Consider the following 19924-nt stretch of genomic DNA (forward strand, 5'->3'; position numbering starts at 1 on the left):
TGACGCAGGTTGACAAAATTGACACCCTTCACCGTCTGGCCATCCTTGATGTCGAGACATGGTATGATACGCCTGGTGAGCACTAGCCAACGGTAGCCCCCAACAGGAAATTCCTCAATATGTGCTCGCCCACGTCGCCGCTCTTCTCCGGATGAAACTGAACGGCCTGAAAATTCCGTACCTGAACCGCCGACGCAAAGCGCGTCGAGTAGTCGGTGAAGGCTGTCACGTTCTCGCCCGTTTCAACGTAGTAGGAATGCGCGAAGTAAGCGAACGCACCGTCAGCGACGCCGCTGAACAGCGATCCGACAAGTCCATCGATCGCGTTCCACCCCACATGAGGCACTTTAAGACTGTCATCAAAATGCCGAACGTCGTGCGGAAGAATTCCAAGGCACGGGGTGTCGTTCTCTTCCGACCATCGACACATGAGTTGAAGCCCGAGACATATTCCCAGTACCGGTTGACTCAGCCCTGTCAGGACTTCGTCAAGGCCACGCTCGCGAAGATATGCCATCGCCGAACTTGCCTCACCCTGGCCGGGGAAGATCACGCGATCAGCACTCTCGAGTTCTTCCGGGTCGTCGGTCCACACCGGTTCCAGTCCGAGGCGACGAATGGCGAACATGACCGACAGCACGTTGCCGGCATTGTACTTGACGACCGCGACGTTCATAGTACGCCTTTGGTGCTCGGGATCCTGTCGTCGTCCTCTCGTCTTGACGATGCCTGTCGGATGCATCGGCCGAAGGCCTTGAACACAGACTCAATCATGTGATGCTCATTCTCGCCCTCAACCGCAATGTTGATGTTACACCGGGCCGCATCTGAAAACGACTTGAAGAAATGAATGAACATCTCGGTCGGCATATCTCCGATCATCTCTCGACGGAACTTGGCATCCCACACAAGCCAACTTCGTCCCGACCAGTCAAACGCTACCCTTGCCAGAGCGTCGTCCATCGGCAGGACAAATGCATAACGCTCCACACCTCGCTTGTCTCCTATGGCTTGAGCAAACGCTTGCCCCAGACCTATCGCGGTGTCTTCGATCGTATGGTGCTCGTCGATGTTGAGATCTCCCGACACTGCAATCGAGATGTCTGCTCCCGAGTGGCGGGCAATTTGCTCGAGCATATGATCAAAAAACCCAAGTCCGGTCTTGATGTCAGCCACGCCGTCACCATCCAGGTTGACGCGGATCGACACGTTTGTTTCCGCGGTCCGCCGGTCGATGGTCCCGACACGCTCAGGAAACAGGATTTCACGTGCGGTTCGGGTCCAGCCCATCTCACGAGGATTTACGAGATCAGCACCGAGGTCGACTGACTCGAGTTGCTGTTGCACGGTCGGTCCTGCAACCATGACCACCCTATGATGATCACCTCTCCCCTGTCGCGCATCCTCACACTGTCGCTGTATTTCTTCGGGCCCGATTTCGCGGGCGAAGCGAATTCCTTCCCGTTCAAGTATCGCCTTTGCGTCGTTCCATCGTTCGCCCGAATCGGCAGCTCGTACCAGAACGAGTTCCGATTCCCGATGCAGGCGAACCAGTGCGTGTATGACGCTGGGCGCAAACAATCCGTCGTGGCCCAGAATCTCGGCCACATCGACGAGCACAAGGTGTTTCATGACTCCACTGCCTCCAGGCGCACCGACACCGCTTGAGCGTGAGCCGTAAGCCCCTCGGCCTCAGCCAGTGTCATTATTGTCGGACCGAGATTCCGGATGCCGTCGCGAGACAGACGCTGGAACGTGACTTTGTTCACGAACGAGTCGACGGACACTCCGGAATAAGCTCGCGCCGCACCTCCGGTTGGGAGCGTGTGATTCGTTCCACTCGCGTAGTCTCCCGCTGATTCGGGAGACATCACCCCAACGAACACGGAACCGGCTGCCCGGACCTTGCCGGCCATGTCTTCGGCGTCCCGCGTTGCCAGGATCAAATGTTCGGGCGCGTACTTATTGCACAGATCGATCGCATCATCCGCGGTCGACAGCACAACACATACACTACCGCCGAGTGCCGAGCGAGCAGCGTCACTGCGCTGAATCGCATCGACTGCCTTATCGATCTTCGAAGTGAGCGAACGCGCATACTCCTCGCTGAACGTCACGACCACGACGTGGCTGTCGGGGCCATGCTCTGCCTGGGCCAGTGCGTCATATACCACGAATTCAGCCGGACAACTCTCATCGACTACAATGGCCACTTCAGTTGGACCAGCCGGCATATCCGTGGCCACACCTTCCAGCGACGCTCGCAACTTCGCGGCGTTGACATACTGATTCCCGGGACCACAAATCTTGTACACGGCGGGAACGGATTCTGTCCCATAGGCCAGGGCTGCAACTGCCTGGGCGCCACCTACTCTGAAAATGTTAGTCACACCCACGAGTTTGGCTGCAAAAAGAATCGCAGGGTCGATGGATCCGTCGGAGCGAGGCGGGGTGCAAAGTGCGATCTCCGAGCACCCGGCGATACGAGCGGGAATGCCGAGCATGAGCACAGACGAGACGAGTGGCGCACTGCCGCCCGGAACATAGAGTCCGACCTTTTCAATCGGAAGGTTCTTTCGCCAGCACGTCACGCCCGGTATTGTCTCGATCGCGGCTTCCTCTACAAGCTGGGCGCGATGGAATGTCTCTATGTTCGCGGCCGCCGTACGTAGCGCTTTCTTGAGTGCCTCGTCCACGTGCGACTTGCTGGCCTCCAGTTCGTCAGGCTGAATCTTGATGGCATCTATCTGTGTGCCGTCGAACTGCAACGTGAATTCTCGCAGCGCCTCGTCCCCACGTTCACGTACCGCGACGAAAATGGGATCGACGACGCCCATCATGTCCAGCGTCGACCTGGTCGGCCTCTGTAGAATCGAAGACCACTTACTTCGGTCAGGGCGGATGAACAGTCTCATACTACCATCTTCTCGACTGCAGTAACCAGCAGGCCCTGTGCTCCGGCTTCTTTGAGTTTATCGACGATCTCCCAGAATTCGTCTTCGTGAACCACGGAATGAACCGAACTCCATCCCTCTTCGGCCAGGGGCATCACTGTCGGACTTTTCATTCCAGGAAGAATACGAGAGACCGTCTCGATGGACTCGTTGGGGATATTCAGAAGGATGTACTTGTACCGTTTTGCGCGGCCGACCGATTCGAGCCTGAAGCGAAGTTGATCCAGTGTGGCCTCCGTCTCCGGATCGAGATCGTGTCGGGCAATAAGCACCGCCTGCGATTCCATTACCGTTTCAACTTCTTTGAGACCGTTGCTCATGAGCGTGCTGCCTGTGCTGACCAGGTCGCACACTGCGTCCGCGAGGCCGATACCGGGCGCCAGCTCCGCCGAACCACTAATCACGTGCGTCCGAGCACTGATGTTGTTAGCATCAAGAAAAGACTGCAACAGCACGGGATAGGAGGTAGCGATATCAAGATCCGCCAGGTCGCGCGCCGAGGAATACTCGAACGCTCGCGGGACCGCGATGGCCAGACGGCAGCGCCCGAATCCCAGCGGCTCAAGGACCCGAACATCAGACTGCTTCTCTCGAAGAACATTTTCTCCGACGATTCCGCAGTCCGCCACACCGTCCGCTACATATCCGGGTATATCGTCGTCCCGCAGGAAATACAGATCCAGTGGAAAGTTCTCCGCCGAACTCTTCAGACTTGCGCCGTGATTGCTGAAGTGGATCCCGCAATCTTCTATGAGCCGGACGGACGAATCGCTCAGTCGCCCTGATTTCTGAAGTGCTAACCGCAAGAGTGCCATTCGCTGCGACACGAGCTATTTAGACAGAAAGTCGATAATTGTAATTCCAATATGAGGTTATATGCGAGTCGCGGGCCTGATTATGCCGGTACCTCGCCCACGACCGAGTAGCCTTCCTCTTCGACTGCGGTTTTTGCCCGCTCAAAATCGGTTGCACCGTTCTCGTACGTGACCGTGGCCAGACCGATCTCTACATGGTCAACCTTGATACCTTCGACGGCCGAAAGCGCCTGCCGGACAGCATGAACGCAGTGGTTACAGCTCATCCCCTCAATCTGGATGCTCTTCTTCATCACTCGCTTCTCCGAGATCTGGTTTGTGTTGTTGTTTACGAGAACCGCCTCAGACGCAAACTGTTCGTAACAACCGACACACTCGAAAGCGCCATCGCCGCCGATGCGAACACCGGACTCAGCAGAACGCCCCAGATCGGATACAGGACTCCGGCTGCGACCGGGATAAGAATGATGTTATAGACGAACGCGAAGAACAGGTTCTGCTTGATATTTCGAAGGCCGGCGCGCGAGAGTCGGATCGCATCGACGACGACGCGAAGATCGCTACGCATTATGGCGATGTCGCTCGCTTCAACCGCTATGGCTGCCCCCTCTCCCATGGCAATTCCGACATCTGCCTCGGCAAGTGCGGGAGCATCGTTGATTCCGTCGCCGACCATGCCGACAATCACACCGAGACCACGCTCCGCGCGTACGACATCCGATTTCTCCGTGGGTAGGAGCCCGGCGTTGATTCGCTCGATGCCCATGTCGCGTCCAACAGCCGTGGCGGTGGCCAGGCGATCACCCGTGACCATCACCGGGACGATACCAATTTCTTTAAGTCGGTTGACAGCCTCCGCGCTTGTCGATTTGACCGGGTCGCTGAGCAGAATCGCACCGGCCAATTCTCCATCCAGTGCGACCAGCACGATGGTGTCGCTCCCACCGCCACTATCCGGCACGCTTCCACCCGACTCAACCGCAATACTGAGTTGATTGAAATAAGCTTTTCTGCCAACCGTTACGACCATTCCGTTCACGGACCCCTGCACTCCAAGGCCCGCAGTCATTTCGAACGAACTCGACTGTGGAACGGACAGGTCGTCGTCAATCGCCTTCTGGACAATGGCGCGAGCGAGAGGATGTTCGCTCTTCGATTCCACTGCCGCCGCCAGGGCCAGAATATCTTGCGCCGGTCGGCTACTCGTCGAGATGATCTCTCGAACCTGTGGGCGACCTTCGGTTATCGTACCGGTCTTGTCAAGAAGAAGGGTCCGCACGCCCGCAATCGTTTCAATCGCCGCACCGTCTCGAATCAGAATTCCCATCGAAGCGGCTCGTCCCGTGGCCACCATTATAGCCGTCGGGGTTGCGAGACCCAGAGCGCACGGGCATGAGATTATCAGAACGGTGACAAACCGAAGCATGGCATTCGTCGCAACCGGCTCCGGACCGACGAAGTACCAGACAGCCGCCGACACCGCCGCAATCACGATGACTACGGGTACAAAAATGGCGGCGACTTTGTCTGCCAGGCGCTGAATTGGCGCCTTGCCCGCCTGCGCCTCACGCACCACCCGGATGATCTGCTGCAGAACAGTATCACCACCCACCTTTGTCACCCCAACGGTGAGTGCGCCGTTCGTCGAGACGGTGCCCGCAAACACCTCTGCTCCAAGCTCTTTCTCAGACGGAACAGGCTCACCCGTCAGTGCACTCTCATCGACGGCCGCATAGCCCTCCGTAACGACTCCATCCAGTGGAATTCGTTCGCCGGGCCGAACGAGAAGTTGATCGCCGGTCTGGATCAATTCGATATCGACCTCCTCCGCGTTCCCATCGACTACGCGGAGCGCAGTAGTCGGCTGCAGGCGAAGCAACCCCTGTATTGCCTCGGTTGTCCGGCCCTTGGCCCGCTCTTCCAGCAGTCTTCCGAGGAGGATGAGTGTGACAATAACTGCCGCAGCCTCGAAATAGACGGCGGGCCTCTCTCCGGTGGTCGCTATGAGTTCCGGCCAGAGAGTGACGACGCAACTATACGAGAAGGCCGCGAGCACACCCATCGCAACAAGCGTGTTCATGTCAGTCGCGCGATGGCGAAGCGCTGTCCAGGCTCCGGCCAGGAAGATGCCCCCGCTCCAGAACACCACGGGCAGCGCAAGCGCGAGCATAACAAGACGCTCGCCGGGGAATGTGATGGCCCCATGAGACATCGAGATTACGACGATTGGGACTGTCAGCACGGCGGCCACAACAAACCGTTTGAGCAGTGTGTCGTAACGCTCGGAGCGTCCGGAACCAGAATCCGAAGCCGCATCTAACACGACCGACGACTGCTGAAATTGGCCATCACTTGAACCAACCGCCGCGAGCGATTTTTCGCTAACCAGCGTTCCTACATAGGAAACGACTACATCGTCGCCGTCCGGGCGTGCCCAGACAACACCGGGCATGGTCTGCAGACCATCGACTGTACGACTTGCCCAGTCCGTGTCATCGCGCAAAAGCTGACCATCCAAACGAAGCGTCTTTAGTCCAACGTCGTACCCGGTATTCCTTATCGTGCCTACCAGATCCCTCAACGATGGGCCGCCCGGTGTGACGTGCACTACCGCCTCCTCTGTTGCATAGTTGACCGTGGCATCAAGCACTCCGGCCTGCTTTGACAGCTTTCGTTCGATCCGACTGGCACACGCCGTACACGTCATTCCCTCGATAGGAAGGGCGACACGGTCTGATCCTGACACCGCACTGTTCTTGATTTCTTCGGCAGGTTCGGGCGCATTCATACCATGGGGCACCGCGGTGAATCGAAGTAGTGATTAAAGGCCCAGGCGGCCCAAAGTTTCTCTCGAGACCGTGCTTACATCGCCACGGACTGGGTGCCGTCAACAACGGACAGTTCACTCTCAGCGTCGAAGAAATGCAGCTTGGTCACGTCCAAAGCCAGGCGAATCGGTTCTCCAGGCTCCGGAAGTTGCTGTGGTGCCACTCGCGCAACGAGTTGGTAATCGAGGCTGCGAGAGTACAGAAATACTTCGTTCCCCATTGGCTCAACAACCTCGATCAGTGTGTCAATTTCCGCCGCCCGGTCCGTTACGTACGGACCACCTGCCACGTACAGGTCCTCTGGACGAACACCCATGATCAACTCACGGCCTTCGAGTTCAGCCAGCGCATCCGAAAGTTCAACCGAAAACGCCTGGCCATTTGCACGAAACTTGAGGCCATCGTCTCGCACGACTTTGCCGGGAACGAAGTTCATTGACGGGCTTCCGATGAACCCCGCCACGAATCTGTTGGCGGGTCGATTGTACAGGTTGAGGGGAGTATCGATCTGGTGAATAAGGCCATCCTTCATGACGACGATTCTGTCACCCATCGTCATGGCCTCGACCTGGTCGTGCGTCACATAGAGCATCGTGGCGCCAAGTTGCCGGTGCAACTTTGAGATCTCTGTCCTCATCTGCACCCGGAGTTTGGCATCAAGATTAGACAGGGGTTCGTCAAACAGAAAGACCTGCGGCTTGCGGACTATCGCCCGGCCGACCGCTACCCGCTGGCGCTGGCCCCCTGACAGTTGCCCGGGCTTGCGATCCAGAATCGGCTCGATGCCCAGAATACCGGCAGCCTGGCGCACTCGCTCATCAATTTCAGTCTTCGGGAATTTTCGAAGCTTCAGGCCGAACGCCATGTTGTCAAAGACCGTCATGTGCGGGTACAACGCATAGTTCTGAAAAACCATGGCGATATCCCGGTCCTTCGGTGGGACGTCGTTTACCCGCCTCTGCCCGATGTGCAATTCACCTGACGTGATCGATTCAAGCCCCGCGACCATTCGCAGCGTCGTGCTCTTACCGCAGCCTGACGGACCGACCAGCACGACGAATTCACCGTCCTGCACGACGAAGTCCGCACCGTGCACTGCGACAAATCCATTTTCGTACACTTTTCGTAGGCTAGAGGCTTCGACCTGGGACATTGGCAGCGAGGTTTTCTAAACGAGTCAGATGAGGATTCGAATATACGTCGGACGGTGTATGGAAGGCGCGGTCGACTCCTGTTGACCTCTACGCTTCGCCTCGAGCTTCGGCAAATTGCGTATATTTCGACTGGTAGGCTTCGTCATTCAAATTCCGAAACTCGCGTCCGCTCCAGTACCTTGCGGGCGGTCTAGTATCAATGCCACCCGAGCGAACCAAAGCGACGATCTACGACGTAGCGGATCAGGCCGGAGTCGCGATTTCGACCGTCTCGCGGGTTTTGAACAACTCCCCCGACGTGTCGGACAGTACGCGGGAAAGAGTTTTGTCGGCGATTGGAGCTCTACAGTACAGACCCGATCGAACGGCCAAATCACTCGCGGCAGGCCAGATTCACACTCTCGCCGTTGCGCTGCCCTCGTTTACGACACCGTTTCACACCGAGCTACTGAAAGGAATTCGCGGCGCGCTTCATGAGACCGAGAGGGATCTGCTCCTTTGTGACCTGGGCTCGCGCAATCGCCACATCCGTCTCCTGGAATTTCTGAAGCGAGGAACAGTGGCTGGACTTCTGCTGGTCGGTGTGGACGTCAGCGGACAGATTGCCACAGAGCTTCGCGCGCTACACTCTCCCGTAGTTCTCATAGGAAGCCAATTTGAAGACTTTGACTCCTATCGCTGGGATGATGCGGAGGGAGCGCGGGTTGCCGTCACACACCTGATAGACCGGGGGCACCGTCGAATTGCCATGATCCGGTCGATGGCAAACAGCCCATTGCAGGATCAACGCATTTCCGGTTACCGTCGCGCCCTCGAAGATGCCGGCATTCCATTTGACGACTCACTGGTGGCGACGGGAATGACGGAGAAGCATGCAGGCTATAGCGAAGAGGCCGGGTTTGAGGCGATGGAGTTCCTCCTGAATAATCGCCGAGACGTTACGGCCGTATTCGCCAGTTCCGACGTTCAGGCCATAGGGGCCATGAAGACTATACGGGAGGCCAAACTTCGCATTCCCGAAGACGTTGCCGTCGTCGGTTACGACGACATTAAGACGAGCTCGTATATCGGCCTGTCAAGCGTGGATCAGGCGATGCAGCAGATTGGCCGAAGCGCAACCAAGAGACTCATCGATCGGGTGGAAGACCGCGCCGACGGAATCCCGAAGAGTGTTGATATCACGCCCGTTCTTCGCATCAGAAACTCAAGCGACTACTCACATCGCAGATAACACAGACGCCACTACATGACTCACATTGACATCATCCGAAATCAGCTGGACCACACGATCGAACGTACCGAGCTGTCCGAGCTGGGCAAACGATACGAAGGAAAGGTCCGGGATACGTATGCGGCCGGAGATCACCTTATCCTGATAACAACCGATCGCATCTCTGCCTTCGATCATGTGCTTCGGCAGACCATCCCATTCAAAGGGCAAGTCCTGAATCAGGTTGCTGCCCACTTCTTCGAAGCGACGAAGGATATCATTCCGAATCACGTGGTCAGTGTTCCGGATCCTAACGTCACGGTTGCAACGAAATGCGAAACCGTGCCTGTGGAATTTGTCATCCGTGGCTACCTGGTCGGCCACGCCTGGCGCACGTATCGGTCGGGCCAACGAGTGCTCTGCGGGATTCAACTTCCTGACGGTTTGGTCGAGAACGAACGATTTCAAGCGCCGATACTGACGCCAACTACGAAAGCGTCGGAAGGGCATGACGAGGACATCAGCCGCGAGCAGCTACTAGAACAGGGAGTACTCGACGCGTCCACGTTTGACACGCTCGCGAAAATGTCGTTCTCGCTGTTCGCTCGCGGTACGGAGATGGCGGCCAGGCGGGGGCTGTTACTGGTGGATACGAAGTATGAATTTGGGAAAACCCCATCGGGCGAGTACGTCGTAATCGACGAGGTACACACCCCCGATAGTTCGCGGTACTTCTATGCAGATGGCTACGAGGAGCGGCTCATGAAGAACGAACCGCAGCGACAGCTTTCGAAGGAATTCGTTCGCGAGTGGCTCATGGATCGCGGATTCATGGGCAAGGAAGGTCAGGCCTTGCCGGATCTTGACGACGCGTTCCGTATCGAGGTATCGCAGCGTTACATCGAATTGTTCGAGATCATCACCGGCCGTGCGTTTGAACCGGACACACATCCCGATCCGTCGGAGCGTATCCGTGCCGCTGTCGTTCCAGCTTGAGGCGTGCTAGTCTAGCCGATACGAATCCGGACGTCTGTCGGCGAGCAGGTTGTTGTGCGGCGTGATCCGCCGATCGCGCGCAGTGGCAGGGTCGATCTCTGCAATCAATGTTGCCGTCTCGTCCCGACTCATTTGCTGAACGACGTCCCCGCGCGGATCACAGACCAGACTCTGGCCAATGAACTCGAGTTCTTCTTTCCCGGCGATCTCGCGGCCGATTCGATTCGCCGTAATCGTGAAGACGTGATTTTCAAGTGCTCGTATCGGCATAGCCCGCGGACAGTCTCGGCGGACGAGATTCGACGGATGTGCGATGATATCCGAGCCCAACAGCGCCAGTGATCGGGCCACTTCCGGGTAGTACCAGTCGAAACATATCATGACGCCGAGTCTGTATTTCGTACCGCTGCCGGCAATCTGGTCGAAGACGGGCAGACCCAGGTCGCCGGGTAGAAAATGTAGCTTCTCCTGATAGTACAGGTGGAGCTTTCGGTACGTACCTCGAAGTCCAGATTTGTCAACGACAACCGCAGTATTGTAAAGGCCTTTGTCCGTGTATTCCGGCAATCCTGCAACAATGGTACAGTCGAGGTCGCGCGCCCATTTCAACAGTCGTTGCGTGGTCTTTCCGCCCGGGATCTCCTCGGCGACCGTGTCCACGTCAGCCCGAGACCGGAAGAAGTAGCCCGAGGCGAATAATTCCGGAAGTACGAGCAAGTCCGTGTCCAGTGAAGCCACTGCCGCTTCAACTGCGTCCAGATTTCCGTCGACGTCGAGATATGCAGGATTGTGCTGAAGCGCGGCAACTCGCATTAGATCATCATCGCAGTTTGGTCTCCGGCTCGCCACCCTGCACCCAGTCGGTGGCGCCGTCCGAGTAGATCTCTTTCTTCCAGATGGGAACGGTCTGCTTCAAGGTGTCGATTAGATGCCGGCACGCCGTAAGCGACTGATCTCGATGAGCGGAGGACGTCGCCACTATGACGCTCGCCTCTCCAACTGCGACAAGTCCCGTGCGATGCACGATGAACAGACGCTCGGCACCATGTGCATCGATGGTGCTTTCACAGAGACGCACCATCTCTTCAAGTGCCATCTCGGGATAGCAGTCATATTCCAGTTGGACCGTTTCGCCCCGTCCCTCCGTAAACCTCCTCGTCGTTCCGACGAAGAGCGAAATCGCTCCCACATTGCCCGGCTGTACGACTTTATAAGCTTCGTCGACGGACAGCGGATCCGACTGCAGTCGAACAACAAACCGGTCGCCTTCTCGCTGAGCCATGCTTCATCCACCACTCGTAGGCGTGATGAGGGCCAGTTCGTCTCCTTCGTTGACCAACAGATCTTCGTCGGCGTACGCATGGTTCACGGCGAGACGAACGACGCGGCGCAAGTCGTTCACCGCCTCGTACTGGCACGCGAGGATATCAAGCAGCTCGCCCGCAGGAATGGGCATAGTGGTATCGACCTCTATTTCGCGACGGCCGATCCTTTCCGCCAGGACACTGAAAACGTGTATGGTCGAACTCACTTTGATCTCCGCCCTATCAAAATGTTTGTCGTCAAACGCGCCAAACATCAATGGAATCGAATTACACGGATGGGGTCCAGCTTCGACGCAATCCGAGCCGGAATATATGCAAAGGCGACGCAGAGCAGGAGAGTCACCACGGCAACGACGATGAAGTCGACCGGGTTGAGTTCAATCGGCGCTGTCTTCATGTAGTAGGCATCCGCCGGCAGCGGGATCAGATCGAATCGCTTCTGAAGAAACGCCAACAAGAGAGCCAGCAATTCGCCGATCGTAATACCCACCAGACCGATCACACCGGCAAGCGTAAGAACGAGATTGCGGACAGATTTTCGATTCGCCCCCATGCTGACCAGAATCCCCAGAGATCTCGTCTTCTCCATCACCATCATTAAGAGAATCCCCCCGATGTTGAAAACTGCTACCAGGACGATAAACCCGATTACGACCGGGATAATGCTTTCCTGGAGTTCGACCCAGGCGAACAGGCTTCTGTGCACCTCTTCGATAGGCTTCACCATCACCGGAAACCCATACTTCGCTTCGATTGCTTCGACAACGTTCGTACGGTCCGCCTCCGGGTCCACGGTCACGTCCAGGCGAGTCACCGAATTGGGTGCGTAGTCGATGAGACCCGCGACGGTTCCAAGGTCGGCAAACACATAGATCTCGTCGAAATCATCGAGGGATGTCTCATAAATGCCGACGACATGAAACTGCTTTACACGCGGCTTAGTCACCGCAACCGAACCGGAGCCACGGCCGGAAAAGGCAAATACTGTAATACGGTCTCCGACAGTGATATTCTGGAGATCGGCCAAGGTTTTCCCAATAATCACCCCCGCCCCTCCTTCCAGATCTTCTCCGCCAGCAACGAGGCGATCCACCAGAAAGGGCGGCAGCTGTTCGACGCCACTTAGCACGACGCCGTCAACCTGCGTGGCGGATCGCCGAAGCAGCACAAAGTTTTCAACAACGCGCCGAACACCGACTACGCCGCCGATACCGCTAACATCTTCGGCGATCGCAGCGACATTCCTCAAGGGAGCATCCGTCTGGCTCTCGATCTGGACGTGGGCTCCGAGGCCTTCAATCTTGGCCGTGATCTCTCTACTGAAGCCGTGAACGATCGAGAGCGCGAGCAAGAGCGCGGCAACACCAACCGCCACCCCTCCGACTCCGACACCAGTAACGAACCGGACGAAGCCCCTGCCCTCACGCCGACCGGCCCGGTCGCTGACGTAGCGCATCGCGACAAAACTCTCGAAAACGTGCTTCATCGCGGCCTCAATTGATATATGTGACGTAGATCACTTGCATACTTTGAACGTCGCCTTTGTATGAATCCAGTTACCCTGGATCCGTTCCTGATCAATTGTAAGCCCAAGTTGTGCAATCAGTTGGCGCCATTCGGCGACTGTCCTGAAGTGAAGATTTCGTTCCTGATCGACCATCAAGCCTCCGGAGCGAAGTCGATTAGCCAGTCGGTCCAAAAAGGTCAGCAGCTTGAGTTGAACTGGTCCCTCGTAAACCGATTCGACAACGATAACGCTTTGTCGCGCAACGCGGGCTGCTTCCGCAAGAACCCGAGACGGATTGGCCGCGTGGTGCAGCACGAAACACAGAATCACGTAGTCGAATGAGCCCGTGACAAAATGCAGATTCTCTTCGCCAACAAGCGACCACGGCAACGCCGTCCTGTTCATGGGCACGACGTCGGCCAGTATAACAGTGCCGGCGCCTCGTCTGCTGGCTTCGAGGCCGACGTAGCCCTCACCCGCTCCCAGGTCGAGAATGTCTCGCGACCGACTGCGATCGATCCAGTCCTCAACGGCACGAAACTTTCGAGCTCCACGGCGCCTCTGGACCCATTGAAGCACAGTGTCAAAATGGTATGCTGCCGCCAGCACGGCCCATGCTGTCCATGCGAGAATCACGACACTCCAGTATGGGCCACCAACATACAGGACGTACGTGCCCATGCTGAGCAGGCCAAACCAGTACCAGTGCCACCGTAGCCGGTTCTCCAGAACGAAGACGGCCAGAAGCGGCACGACGTACCACGGGTGAATCGTTGTCGACAGCAGCAGAAAACAGCTAAGAATCGCCATGATGGGACGTTCAAGGCTGTCGTTCCGCCTTCGATCCAGGTAGTAGATGACCGGCAGGGACAGGAAGAAGAGCCATCGGAATACGGGTCCGAGCGCTTTGCTGAGATCGTGACCCGTAGTGGCCTGCAACAACGACTTCACAGCGAAATATGGCCCTGCGTTAAACTCGAAGTACCGAACGTACAGGTTCAGCGACTCCAGTACGTTCGGTATTACCCGAGGAGCCGCATAAGGCAAAGCCAGCAGCAGCCCCGTTACCACGCTGGCTACCAGGGCAATCCAACGGCCGCGTCGCCAGAACAGCGGCAGGAGGAAGAACGGAACGAGTTTTACCATTCCTGCGGCAGAGACGGCGACTGCGGCTCCTCCGTGACGAGAGCGCCGCACCATCAGGAATGCAACGAGCAGTAGTCCTGACACCATGCCCTCCGTGTGGCCCTGCCCGGCAACTTCGATAATCACGACGGGATTCCAGGCATACAGAATCGCCCTACCCGGCGCTACCAACCACACAAGAGCAATCAATCCTGCCAGTTCAATGAACAATACTATTAACTTAATTCCATAATACCCTATACGCCAGTTGGTTAAGGTATCGCCAGATCCGACTCGAAATACGAGTTGCGAAAGCGGTGGGTATACCGAGAAATAGTCCCTGGAATTGACCAGATCGTACAATTCTGTGTCTGACAGGTGGGAAAGTTCGGAGTCGGATGGTCGGTGAGAGTACGGATTGACTCCCTCGTGTTGTATCTGTCCGTCCCACACGTACCTGAATGCGTCGTCAGATAACCCGGGCTGCAGCCAGAACACGGCCACCCGAAGTGCCACGGCCACGGCAAGGACGGTACGCCAATCGACCGCACACCTGGCGTGTATGACATACAAGAGTGCGCCGGAAACCAGAATGGCTGCGACGAAGCCATACATCAGCCCTGATCGCTCCGCGAGGAATGCACATGCTGCCACGATTACGGCGAAAATGCCGATCAGCAGCCATCCAAAGAGACCGCCGGCACGATCCTGCATTCCGGGTCAAGGCTTTAGCGCTTGAAGGTCACCCGGATCCGACGGCCACCGTCTTCATACTTGACCTCGTCCGCCAGAGATTCCAGTAGAAACAGCCCGCGTCCACCAGACGCGAACAGGTGGTCTTCCCTCAGGGGATCCGGAACGAAACCCCGCTCGAATCCCGGCCCTTCGTCCTCAACGACGATCTCAATGGCAGTCCCGCTCACTCGGAACTCGAGCGTGACGTTCTTCTCAGGATCGAACTGATTACCATGCTCCATGCCGTTCGTAACAGCTTCGGAGGTGAGCAGTACGAGGTTGTAAACGACATCATCGTCCTCAACATGCGCCGAGAAGAAGGTCTCAGCCTGTTCGACAGCCTGCTCCACATTCGCGTGTTCACTCGCGAGTACCATGCGGAGTGTCGTCGGGCGCTGGTCCGTGCTCAATGAGGTGGGGGTCGGAGGAGAAGAACGATGATGAGTCGAATGACTGGCCTGCGCCACTTTCGACGTGCGCACTTCAAGTTACTGGATTACTGCCGCCTTTTTCAAGACCGATCCGAGACCTTCCGAACGCACAAGCATCAGGTAGATCCCTGAGGGTACGATGCTTCCGGAGGAGTCCCTGAGGTCCCAAACTGCCCCTCCGTTGCCGTCGGACTCCTCTATCTGCCGCACCAGGACCCCTTCGGGACTGTAGATATCGATCGTCGCGCGTGACGGAAGGCCGGCCACAACCAGCCTCCCCGAGCCGGTCGACTGCCTGTACGGATTTGGAAACACGAATACATCGGCCAGATTGGCCGACGGGCCGGAGAGTTGAATGGTCGCTCCTTCGGGCGCCAACCACCTGCCGTCCACTGACATCATCGAGAGCACAGTCAGCGAGCTTTCGAGACCCGTCGCACCGACCGCAACACCCTCGAACTCCACCAGCACCTCGCTGGGACGCGATTCGTCGAACACTGCGGTGCTCACCGTTCCATTCGGCGAGACACGGTAACTCTGGACATCACGCGCGTGTGACGGATCCAATGGAGCGCTGAATACTATTGAGATAGCGCTGGACGACGGCAGGCTCCAGGATTGGACGATGAGCGAACGATCCGACTCTTCAAACGAGGGTACAACAACCGCAGTCTGTTGTACGGGAGTACCTTCCGCGTCCGCAAGGTTTTGCCATCGCAGGGTATCCGCCGATGTGACGGCGTCGGGAAAGTCGAGGAGAACTGACTGGCCTCCTTTTCCCTGAAGGAGCGAGGATGCGCGACCTCCCCGGACCAGAAGGAACTGCTCAGCTCTGATTGCAGGATCGAGTGGCTCCGTATACGCGATTTCGACACGACTGCGGCTGCGTCTTAGCAGGGATGACACCGTCGCCGGCACGTGAGGTCGGACTTTCACTATCCGCGACAGTGGTCCCCCGTTTCCAGCATACCAGCCGCGGACCATGTACTCGCTACGGACCGAGACCGAATCAACGGCGGGGCCGTCAGACGTCGTCGCCACACGCTGGAATTCCTCTCCGGCCGTAGCGCGGTATACGTGGACGGAATCGGCGCCCGTGGACAGCCAGGTGAGTCGCACTGCGGAATCGTCGATGGCTATCGCACTGACCCAGGCAGGCACCGGCAACGAGCGTGTCGTGGCGTTCTGCGACACGACACGCAGTCCCACCTCTGCGTCCGCCAATACAATATCGTTCAGGCCGTCCGAATCGATATCGCCAACCACAATCCGGGTACTTCGAAATCCTTTGAAGCCCGGTGGATCGTCGAGCCCCGCATGGAAGATCATAGTCGGGTTCAGCGCTGCATCGAACGTAAGAACATAAAGGTCCGGAGGATTGACGATGACAAGGTCGTCAACTCCATCCGCGTCGATGTCGGTCGTGGCCAGAGACCCGTGCCTCGTGATCTCACCGGATACCGGAATGACGGCTGCGAGGTCGAAGGAATTATCGCCCACATTCGTGAACACACTGTAGCGGCCCATATCAGGCTCGCGTTCGCCGTCGGTCGTGGTCGTCAGCCAGTTGTGATTGTAAACAATGAGCTCCGACCTGCCATCTCCATTTAAATCTCCGACCGCCAGGCGACTGCCGGCATCGTAGCGATTCGTCTCGTAAGACCATACCGCCTCCAACATGTTGTCGGAGGATGATTCGTAAATGATCCAGTCACCATCGCTGTCGCCGGTCAACATCTCCTGATGGCCGTCCCCGTCGAAGTCCCCTATAACTGCATAAGGCTGCTCGAAGGTGTTTTCCCCCAGTTCAGAGTCGGCTACGCCGGTCGGGTCAGACACTCGTGCGACCTCTTCAAATGATGTCCCAGACCACTCCAGCATCCGCCATTCGCGGGTGTTGTGACCGATGATCTCGACCCGGCCATCGGAATCCATGTCGGTTAGCCGAGCGCCCCACAAAGCATCGTTCTGATTTCCCGATAGCCCGGATGTGTCGGCAAAGATTAGATTTTGCGGATAGCCGGCCGGACTCTGTTCGATGAGGAGTGTGGCCGGGCCGACCTGCGTCAGCAGTTCCAGCAGCCCGTCTCCGTCGCTGTCGCCAATGTCCCGCGGTATTACGCCGGCAAGCAGCGACGACGCCCGTCGAAAGGAACTGCCTCCCCACTCCAGCACGGCGACGGTGTCACCGATCCATCCGTCCTCATAGCGATTCAGCGTAACCTCACGAAGTCCGTCTCCGTCGAAATCCGTAAGGGCTTCGAGCAGGAAGCCGTCCGGCCCTGTTCGATCCGAAACGTTCAGCAGACTGCTGTTAGCGCTGTGTCGTGGAACGATTATACCTAACACTGTGTCGGCCTCCAGGCCGGCCGCATTCCGGGATGTGACCGTGACCAGCGCATCGCCACCTTCCTTGGTTTGTTCTGCCCAGTATAGTCCATGCCTGCGAGCAGTCCTGTCCGAGAACGTGCGATACTCGACTCCTCCAAGGCTGACGGTCATCACGACGTCCGTCAGATCATCGGTAGCAATGTCGGCAATGATCCCGTGGCGACCGCCCACAAGACCCGCACCGAGCTGACTAACGGTAGCGACAGGGGCTGTTCGATCGACGAACACGCGGCGACGCTCTTCAATGAACGCGCCTGTGCGGAGTTCGACAGAAAGTCTCAGGGTATACAGGCCGTCGACCAGTCCGGAAATATCCCACTGCCCAAGTAAGCCGTTCCAGATCTGCTGTGACTGTGCGATCCCGATCATGTTGAAATCGCTGGCACTGAGATCGTCATCACCCGCTGCATACGACAACTGGTAGGACCGGAAGGACGGATCGACTGCGGTTCCACGAACAAGCACAGGTCCGTCAACAATACCTGCATTCATTTCGGGATCTGTGATTTCGACTCGTCCCGGCAGCGAGCGCAGCAGGGCACGACCGACGTTGAGGAGACCGGCACCGGTTCCGTGATCCCAGCCTTCTTCGCTTAAGTCGGTGGCGCTCGCTGCAAGCGAAGACCGGATTGATGCGGGACTCAAGCTCGGATCCATCGACCGTATGAGTGCCGCCGCGGCGGCCACCATCGGAGCAGCCATAGACGAACCGCTTCGGCGGCCGTAGTAGTCTTCTGGTTGCACATTTTCTCCGCCCGCGCCATCCGGACTGACGGTCGTGAAGATGGAAGAACCGGGCGCTCCGATGTCGACGCCGACGCCGGCAGACCCGCGTGACGACAGGCTTGAGCCATCTGCGGAAAGCCATGCAACGGACAGAACCTCCGGGTAGTCGGACGGATAGTGCGGCTTGTCTCCACCCACATTCCCCGCCGAGGCCACGACCACCACGCCTCGTTCCACGGCATATCGAATGGCGTCCTGCATCAGTGGAGAAACATGGATATCTCCGAACGACAGGTTCAGGACGCTGACCTGGTTTTCCGCCGCGTAGACGACGGCCCGGGCTATGTCGTCGTCATCGCCGCGCCCGTCGCGCCCGAACGCGCGAAGTGGCACGAGCCGTACGCCCGGTGCCAGACCGGAGATTCCGACTCCGTTAGAGTTCGCCGCTCCGACGATCCCGGCGACGTTGGTCCCGTGCCCCGAGCCGTCATCCTCCGCCACCGGGTCGGGGTCGTGGAAGTCACCTGGATCCACCGTCTGAGGCCGATCGACAAAATCATATCCGGAAACGTCGTCCACATAGCCGTTTCCGTCGTCATCGAGGCCGTTGAGGTCCGCGGCCGTCAATCGCCCGTCTCCGTCAATGTCCTCGCCGATCCTGACCGCGAACTGCCCCAGGAGATCTGGATGATCGAAGGATACGCCGGTGTCAACGAGTCCAACGGTAACGTCGGGCGATCCTGTTGTGAGTTTCCACGCCTCTGCCACACCGACTACGGCAAAGTGATCAAGACTGTCGGCGAGAGGATCCGGTGCATCGTCAGCCGCGTCGACGGAGTACGTGTGGTTGTGCTGCACGTATCGCACGTCTGAACGGCGGCCCCAAGCGATCATTGCCGCATCCAGCGACGATGAATCAGGAAGATCGACGAGATAGACCGGAAAGGGCTGCTGCCCGCTCTTCCCCATCGCAAGTGAAAGATCGAACAGACGCCGCACCCGTCGGACGGATGCCAGCGTCTCGTCGCCAGGATCTACACCGGTTTTGGCTGTGGACTCCAGCGTCCTCAGAAGGCGTGACTCCTCCTCAACGCGCACGATCATCTCCGCCTGTCCCCGCGCTGCCGGAACCAGAAGGACCATGGCGAGGACCAGGCCCAACAGCCACAAGACTCGCAAGCCAGATACTGGCGCCAGGCCGTAGAAACTCGTGATATGTGTACGCACTCCGCCCCGGATCATGATTGCGACTCGGGATCTACCGCATCGTTGAGCATGGCTGCGAGGTCGCCCGCAAGTCGACGGCGGTCGAAGAGGCGGACGAACGCATCGTCGGGAGCCGCCATACTGCCGGCCGATACCCGGTCAAACATGGAAGCGATGGCTCGAGAAATATCCTGAATGTCTTCCGGGTCTGCAATCTCAGCCGCACCATATCGAATCAGGTCTTCCCGCGCTACACCGTCGGGTACGAGACCAAGCACGGGACGTCGTGCCCCGAAGTACTCGTACAACTTCCCGGTAGAGATACCGTCGGCCCCGGGACGCTTTCCTATCGTTAGCCACAGCACGTCAGCTTCGCTCATCCGTTTGACGATGCCAGAATGCGATTCGTATCCCAGATAGTTTACCACGTCCGAAAGGCCTGCCCCGTCCACGAACTTCCGAAAGTCGTCCGGAACAAGTCCAACGAAGTCAGCTGCGATCTGACTGCGAAGTTCGGGTCG

General features: G+C 57.7%; 18 protein-coding genes. 2 read left to right on the top strand and 16 right to left on the bottom strand.

The features are described 5' to 3' along the window. The 8 genes from HKN37_15630 to ugpC form a co-directional block, all read right to left on the bottom strand. Positions 1 to 83: imidazole glycerol phosphate synthase subunit HisF (locus tag HKN37_15630; GenBank protein ID NNE48082.1), on the bottom strand; the 83-nt coding region annotated here is incomplete at its 3' end. Beyond that, on the bottom strand, positions 83 to 676 hold the full coding sequence (hisH, locus tag HKN37_15635; GenBank protein ID NNE48083.1) for an imidazole glycerol phosphate synthase subunit HisH: 594 nt from the start codon (positions 674 to 676) through the stop codon (positions 83 to 85). The genes hisH and HKN37_15630, both read right to left, overlap by 1 nt. Further along, a complete protein-coding gene (gene hisB, locus HKN37_15640) occupies positions 673 to 1632 on the bottom strand; it encodes an imidazoleglycerol-phosphate dehydratase HisB (protein NNE48084.1) in 960 nt (319 codons plus the stop codon). The genes hisH and hisB overlap by 4 nt, the downstream gene beginning before the upstream one ends. Further along, positions 1629 to 2915: a histidinol dehydrogenase gene (gene hisD, locus HKN37_15645; protein NNE48085.1), complete on the bottom strand. Its 1287-nt coding sequence runs from the start codon at positions 2913 to 2915 to the stop codon at positions 1629 to 1631. Before hisD ends, hisB begins: the two co-directional genes overlap by 4 nt. Next, a complete protein-coding gene (locus HKN37_15650) occupies positions 2912 to 3769 on the bottom strand; it encodes an ATP phosphoribosyltransferase (protein ID NNE48086.1) in 858 nt (285 codons plus the stop codon). Before HKN37_15650 ends, hisD begins: the two co-directional genes overlap by 4 nt. Positions 3770 to 3849: 80 nt before the next feature. Then, entirely contained in the window at positions 3850 to 4062 is a 213-nt protein-coding gene (locus HKN37_15655; GenBank protein ID NNE48087.1) for a heavy-metal-associated domain-containing protein, read from the bottom strand. A gap of 35 nt (positions 4063 to 4097) precedes the next feature. Then, entirely contained in the window at positions 4098 to 6557 is a 2460-nt protein-coding gene (locus HKN37_15660) for a copper-translocating P-type ATPase (GenBank protein ID NNE48088.1), read from the bottom strand. A 74-nt stretch (positions 6558 to 6631) separates the two neighbouring features. Continuing rightward, positions 6632 to 7750 (bottom strand): sn-glycerol-3-phosphate ABC transporter ATP-binding protein UgpC, encoded by a 1119-nt coding sequence (gene ugpC / locus HKN37_15665; GenBank protein NNE48089.1) that lies wholly within the window; start codon positions 7748 to 7750, stop codon positions 6632 to 6634. Between the two features lie 200 nt (positions 7751 to 7950). Here ugpC and HKN37_15670 point away from each other — a divergent pair, with 200 nt between their 5' ends. Together HKN37_15670 and HKN37_15675 are read left to right on the top strand one after the other, a co-directional pair. Beyond that, entirely contained in the window at positions 7951 to 8982 is a 1032-nt protein-coding gene (locus HKN37_15670; protein NNE48090.1) for a LacI family DNA-binding transcriptional regulator, read from the top strand. Between the two features lie 15 nt (positions 8983 to 8997). Continuing rightward, the gene (locus HKN37_15675; GenBank protein ID NNE48091.1) at positions 8998 to 9957 is read left to right on the top strand and encodes a phosphoribosylaminoimidazolesuccinocarboxamide synthase; all 960 of its coding nucleotides are present in this window, start codon (positions 8998 to 9000) and stop codon (positions 9955 to 9957) included. A gap of 6 nt (positions 9958 to 9963) precedes the next feature. Here the strand turns inward: HKN37_15675 and HKN37_15680 are convergent, their stop codons facing one another. The 8 genes from HKN37_15680 to HKN37_15715 all read right to left on the bottom strand — a co-directional run. Beyond that, positions 9964 to 10770, bottom strand: coding sequence for an acyltransferase (locus HKN37_15680; protein NNE48092.1), 807 nt, complete (start codon positions 10768 to 10770; stop codon positions 9964 to 9966). 7 nt (positions 10771 to 10777) lie between these two features. Continuing rightward, on the bottom strand, positions 10778 to 11239 hold the full coding sequence (locus tag HKN37_15685; protein NNE48093.1) for a molybdenum cofactor biosynthesis protein MoaE: 462 nt from the start codon (positions 11237 to 11239) through the stop codon (positions 10778 to 10780). Between the two features lie 3 nt (positions 11240 to 11242). Then, positions 11243 to 11536: a MoaD/ThiS family protein gene (locus HKN37_15690; protein NNE48094.1), complete on the bottom strand. Its 294-nt coding sequence runs from the start codon at positions 11534 to 11536 to the stop codon at positions 11243 to 11245. Further along, on the bottom strand, positions 11536 to 12768 hold the full coding sequence (locus HKN37_15695) for an ABC transporter permease (protein NNE48095.1): 1233 nt from the start codon (positions 12766 to 12768) through the stop codon (positions 11536 to 11538). Before HKN37_15695 ends, HKN37_15690 begins: the two co-directional genes overlap by 1 nt. Positions 12769 to 12798: 30 nt before the next feature. Beyond that, positions 12799 to 14628: a methyltransferase domain-containing protein gene (locus HKN37_15700; protein ID NNE48096.1), complete on the bottom strand. Its 1830-nt coding sequence runs from the start codon at positions 14626 to 14628 to the stop codon at positions 12799 to 12801. Between the two features lie 14 nt (positions 14629 to 14642). Next, entirely contained in the window at positions 14643 to 15059 is a 417-nt protein-coding gene (locus HKN37_15705; protein NNE48097.1) for an ATP-binding protein, read from the bottom strand. A gap of 78 nt (positions 15060 to 15137) precedes the next feature. After that, positions 15138 to 19439: a S8 family serine peptidase gene (locus HKN37_15710; protein NNE48098.1), complete on the bottom strand. Its 4302-nt coding sequence runs from the start codon at positions 19437 to 19439 to the stop codon at positions 15138 to 15140. Further along, positions 19436 to 19924: glycosyl transferase family 1 (locus HKN37_15715; protein ID NNE48099.1), on the bottom strand; the 489-nt coding region annotated here is incomplete at its 5' end. The genes HKN37_15710 and HKN37_15715, both read right to left, overlap by 4 nt.

The organism is Rhodothermales bacterium (genome assembly GCA_013002345.1).
In the GTDB taxonomy this organism is placed as follows: domain Bacteria; phylum Bacteroidota; class Rhodothermia; order Rhodothermales; family JABDKH01; genus JABDKH01.

Bases quoted from the DNA above. Each gene is read 5' to 3' on its own strand.
- hisH (NNE48083.1), bottom strand. From the start codon at position 676: ATGAACGTCGCGGTCGTCAAGTACAATGCCGGCAACGTGCTGTCGGTC.
- hisB (NNE48084.1), bottom strand. From the start codon at position 1,632: ATGAAACACCTTGTGCTCGTCGATGTGGCCGAGATTCTGGGCCACGAC.
- hisD (NNE48085.1), bottom strand. From the start codon at position 2,915: ATGAGACTGTTCATCCGCCCTGACCGAAGTAAGTGGTCTTCGATTCTA.
- HKN37_15650 (NNE48086.1), bottom strand. From the start codon at position 3,769: ATGGCACTCTTGCGGTTAGCACTTCAGAAATCAGGGCGACTGAGCGAT.
- HKN37_15655 (NNE48087.1), bottom strand. From the start codon at position 4,062: ATGAAGAAGAGCATCCAGATTGAGGGGATGAGCTGTAACCACTGCGTT.
- HKN37_15660 (NNE48088.1), bottom strand. From the start codon at position 6,557: ATGAATGCGCCCGAACCTGCCGAAGAAATCAAGAACAGTGCGGTGTCA.
- ugpC (NNE48089.1), bottom strand. From the start codon at position 7,750: ATGTCCCAGGTCGAAGCCTCTAGCCTACGAAAAGTGTACGAAAATGGA.
- HKN37_15670 (NNE48090.1), top strand. From the start codon at position 7,951: ATGCCACCCGAGCGAACCAAAGCGACGATCTACGACGTAGCGGATCAG.
- HKN37_15675 (NNE48091.1), top strand. From the start codon at position 8,998: ATGACTCACATTGACATCATCCGAAATCAGCTGGACCACACGATCGAA.
- HKN37_15680 (NNE48092.1), bottom strand. From the start codon at position 10,770: ATGCGAGTTGCCGCGCTTCAGCACAATCCTGCATATCTCGACGTCGAC.
- HKN37_15685 (NNE48093.1), bottom strand. From the start codon at position 11,239: ATGGCTCAGCGAGAAGGCGACCGGTTTGTTGTTCGACTGCAGTCGGAT.
- HKN37_15690 (NNE48094.1), bottom strand. From the start codon at position 11,536: ATGTTTGGCGCGTTTGACGACAAACATTTTGATAGGGCGGAGATCAAA.
- HKN37_15695 (NNE48095.1), bottom strand. From the start codon at position 12,768: ATGAAGCACGTTTTCGAGAGTTTTGTCGCGATGCGCTACGTCAGCGAC.
- HKN37_15700 (NNE48096.1), bottom strand. From the start codon at position 14,628: ATGCAGGATCGTGCCGGCGGTCTCTTTGGATGGCTGCTGATCGGCATT.
- HKN37_15710 (NNE48098.1), bottom strand. From the start codon at position 19,439: ATGATCCGGGGCGGAGTGCGTACACATATCACGAGTTTCTACGGCCTG.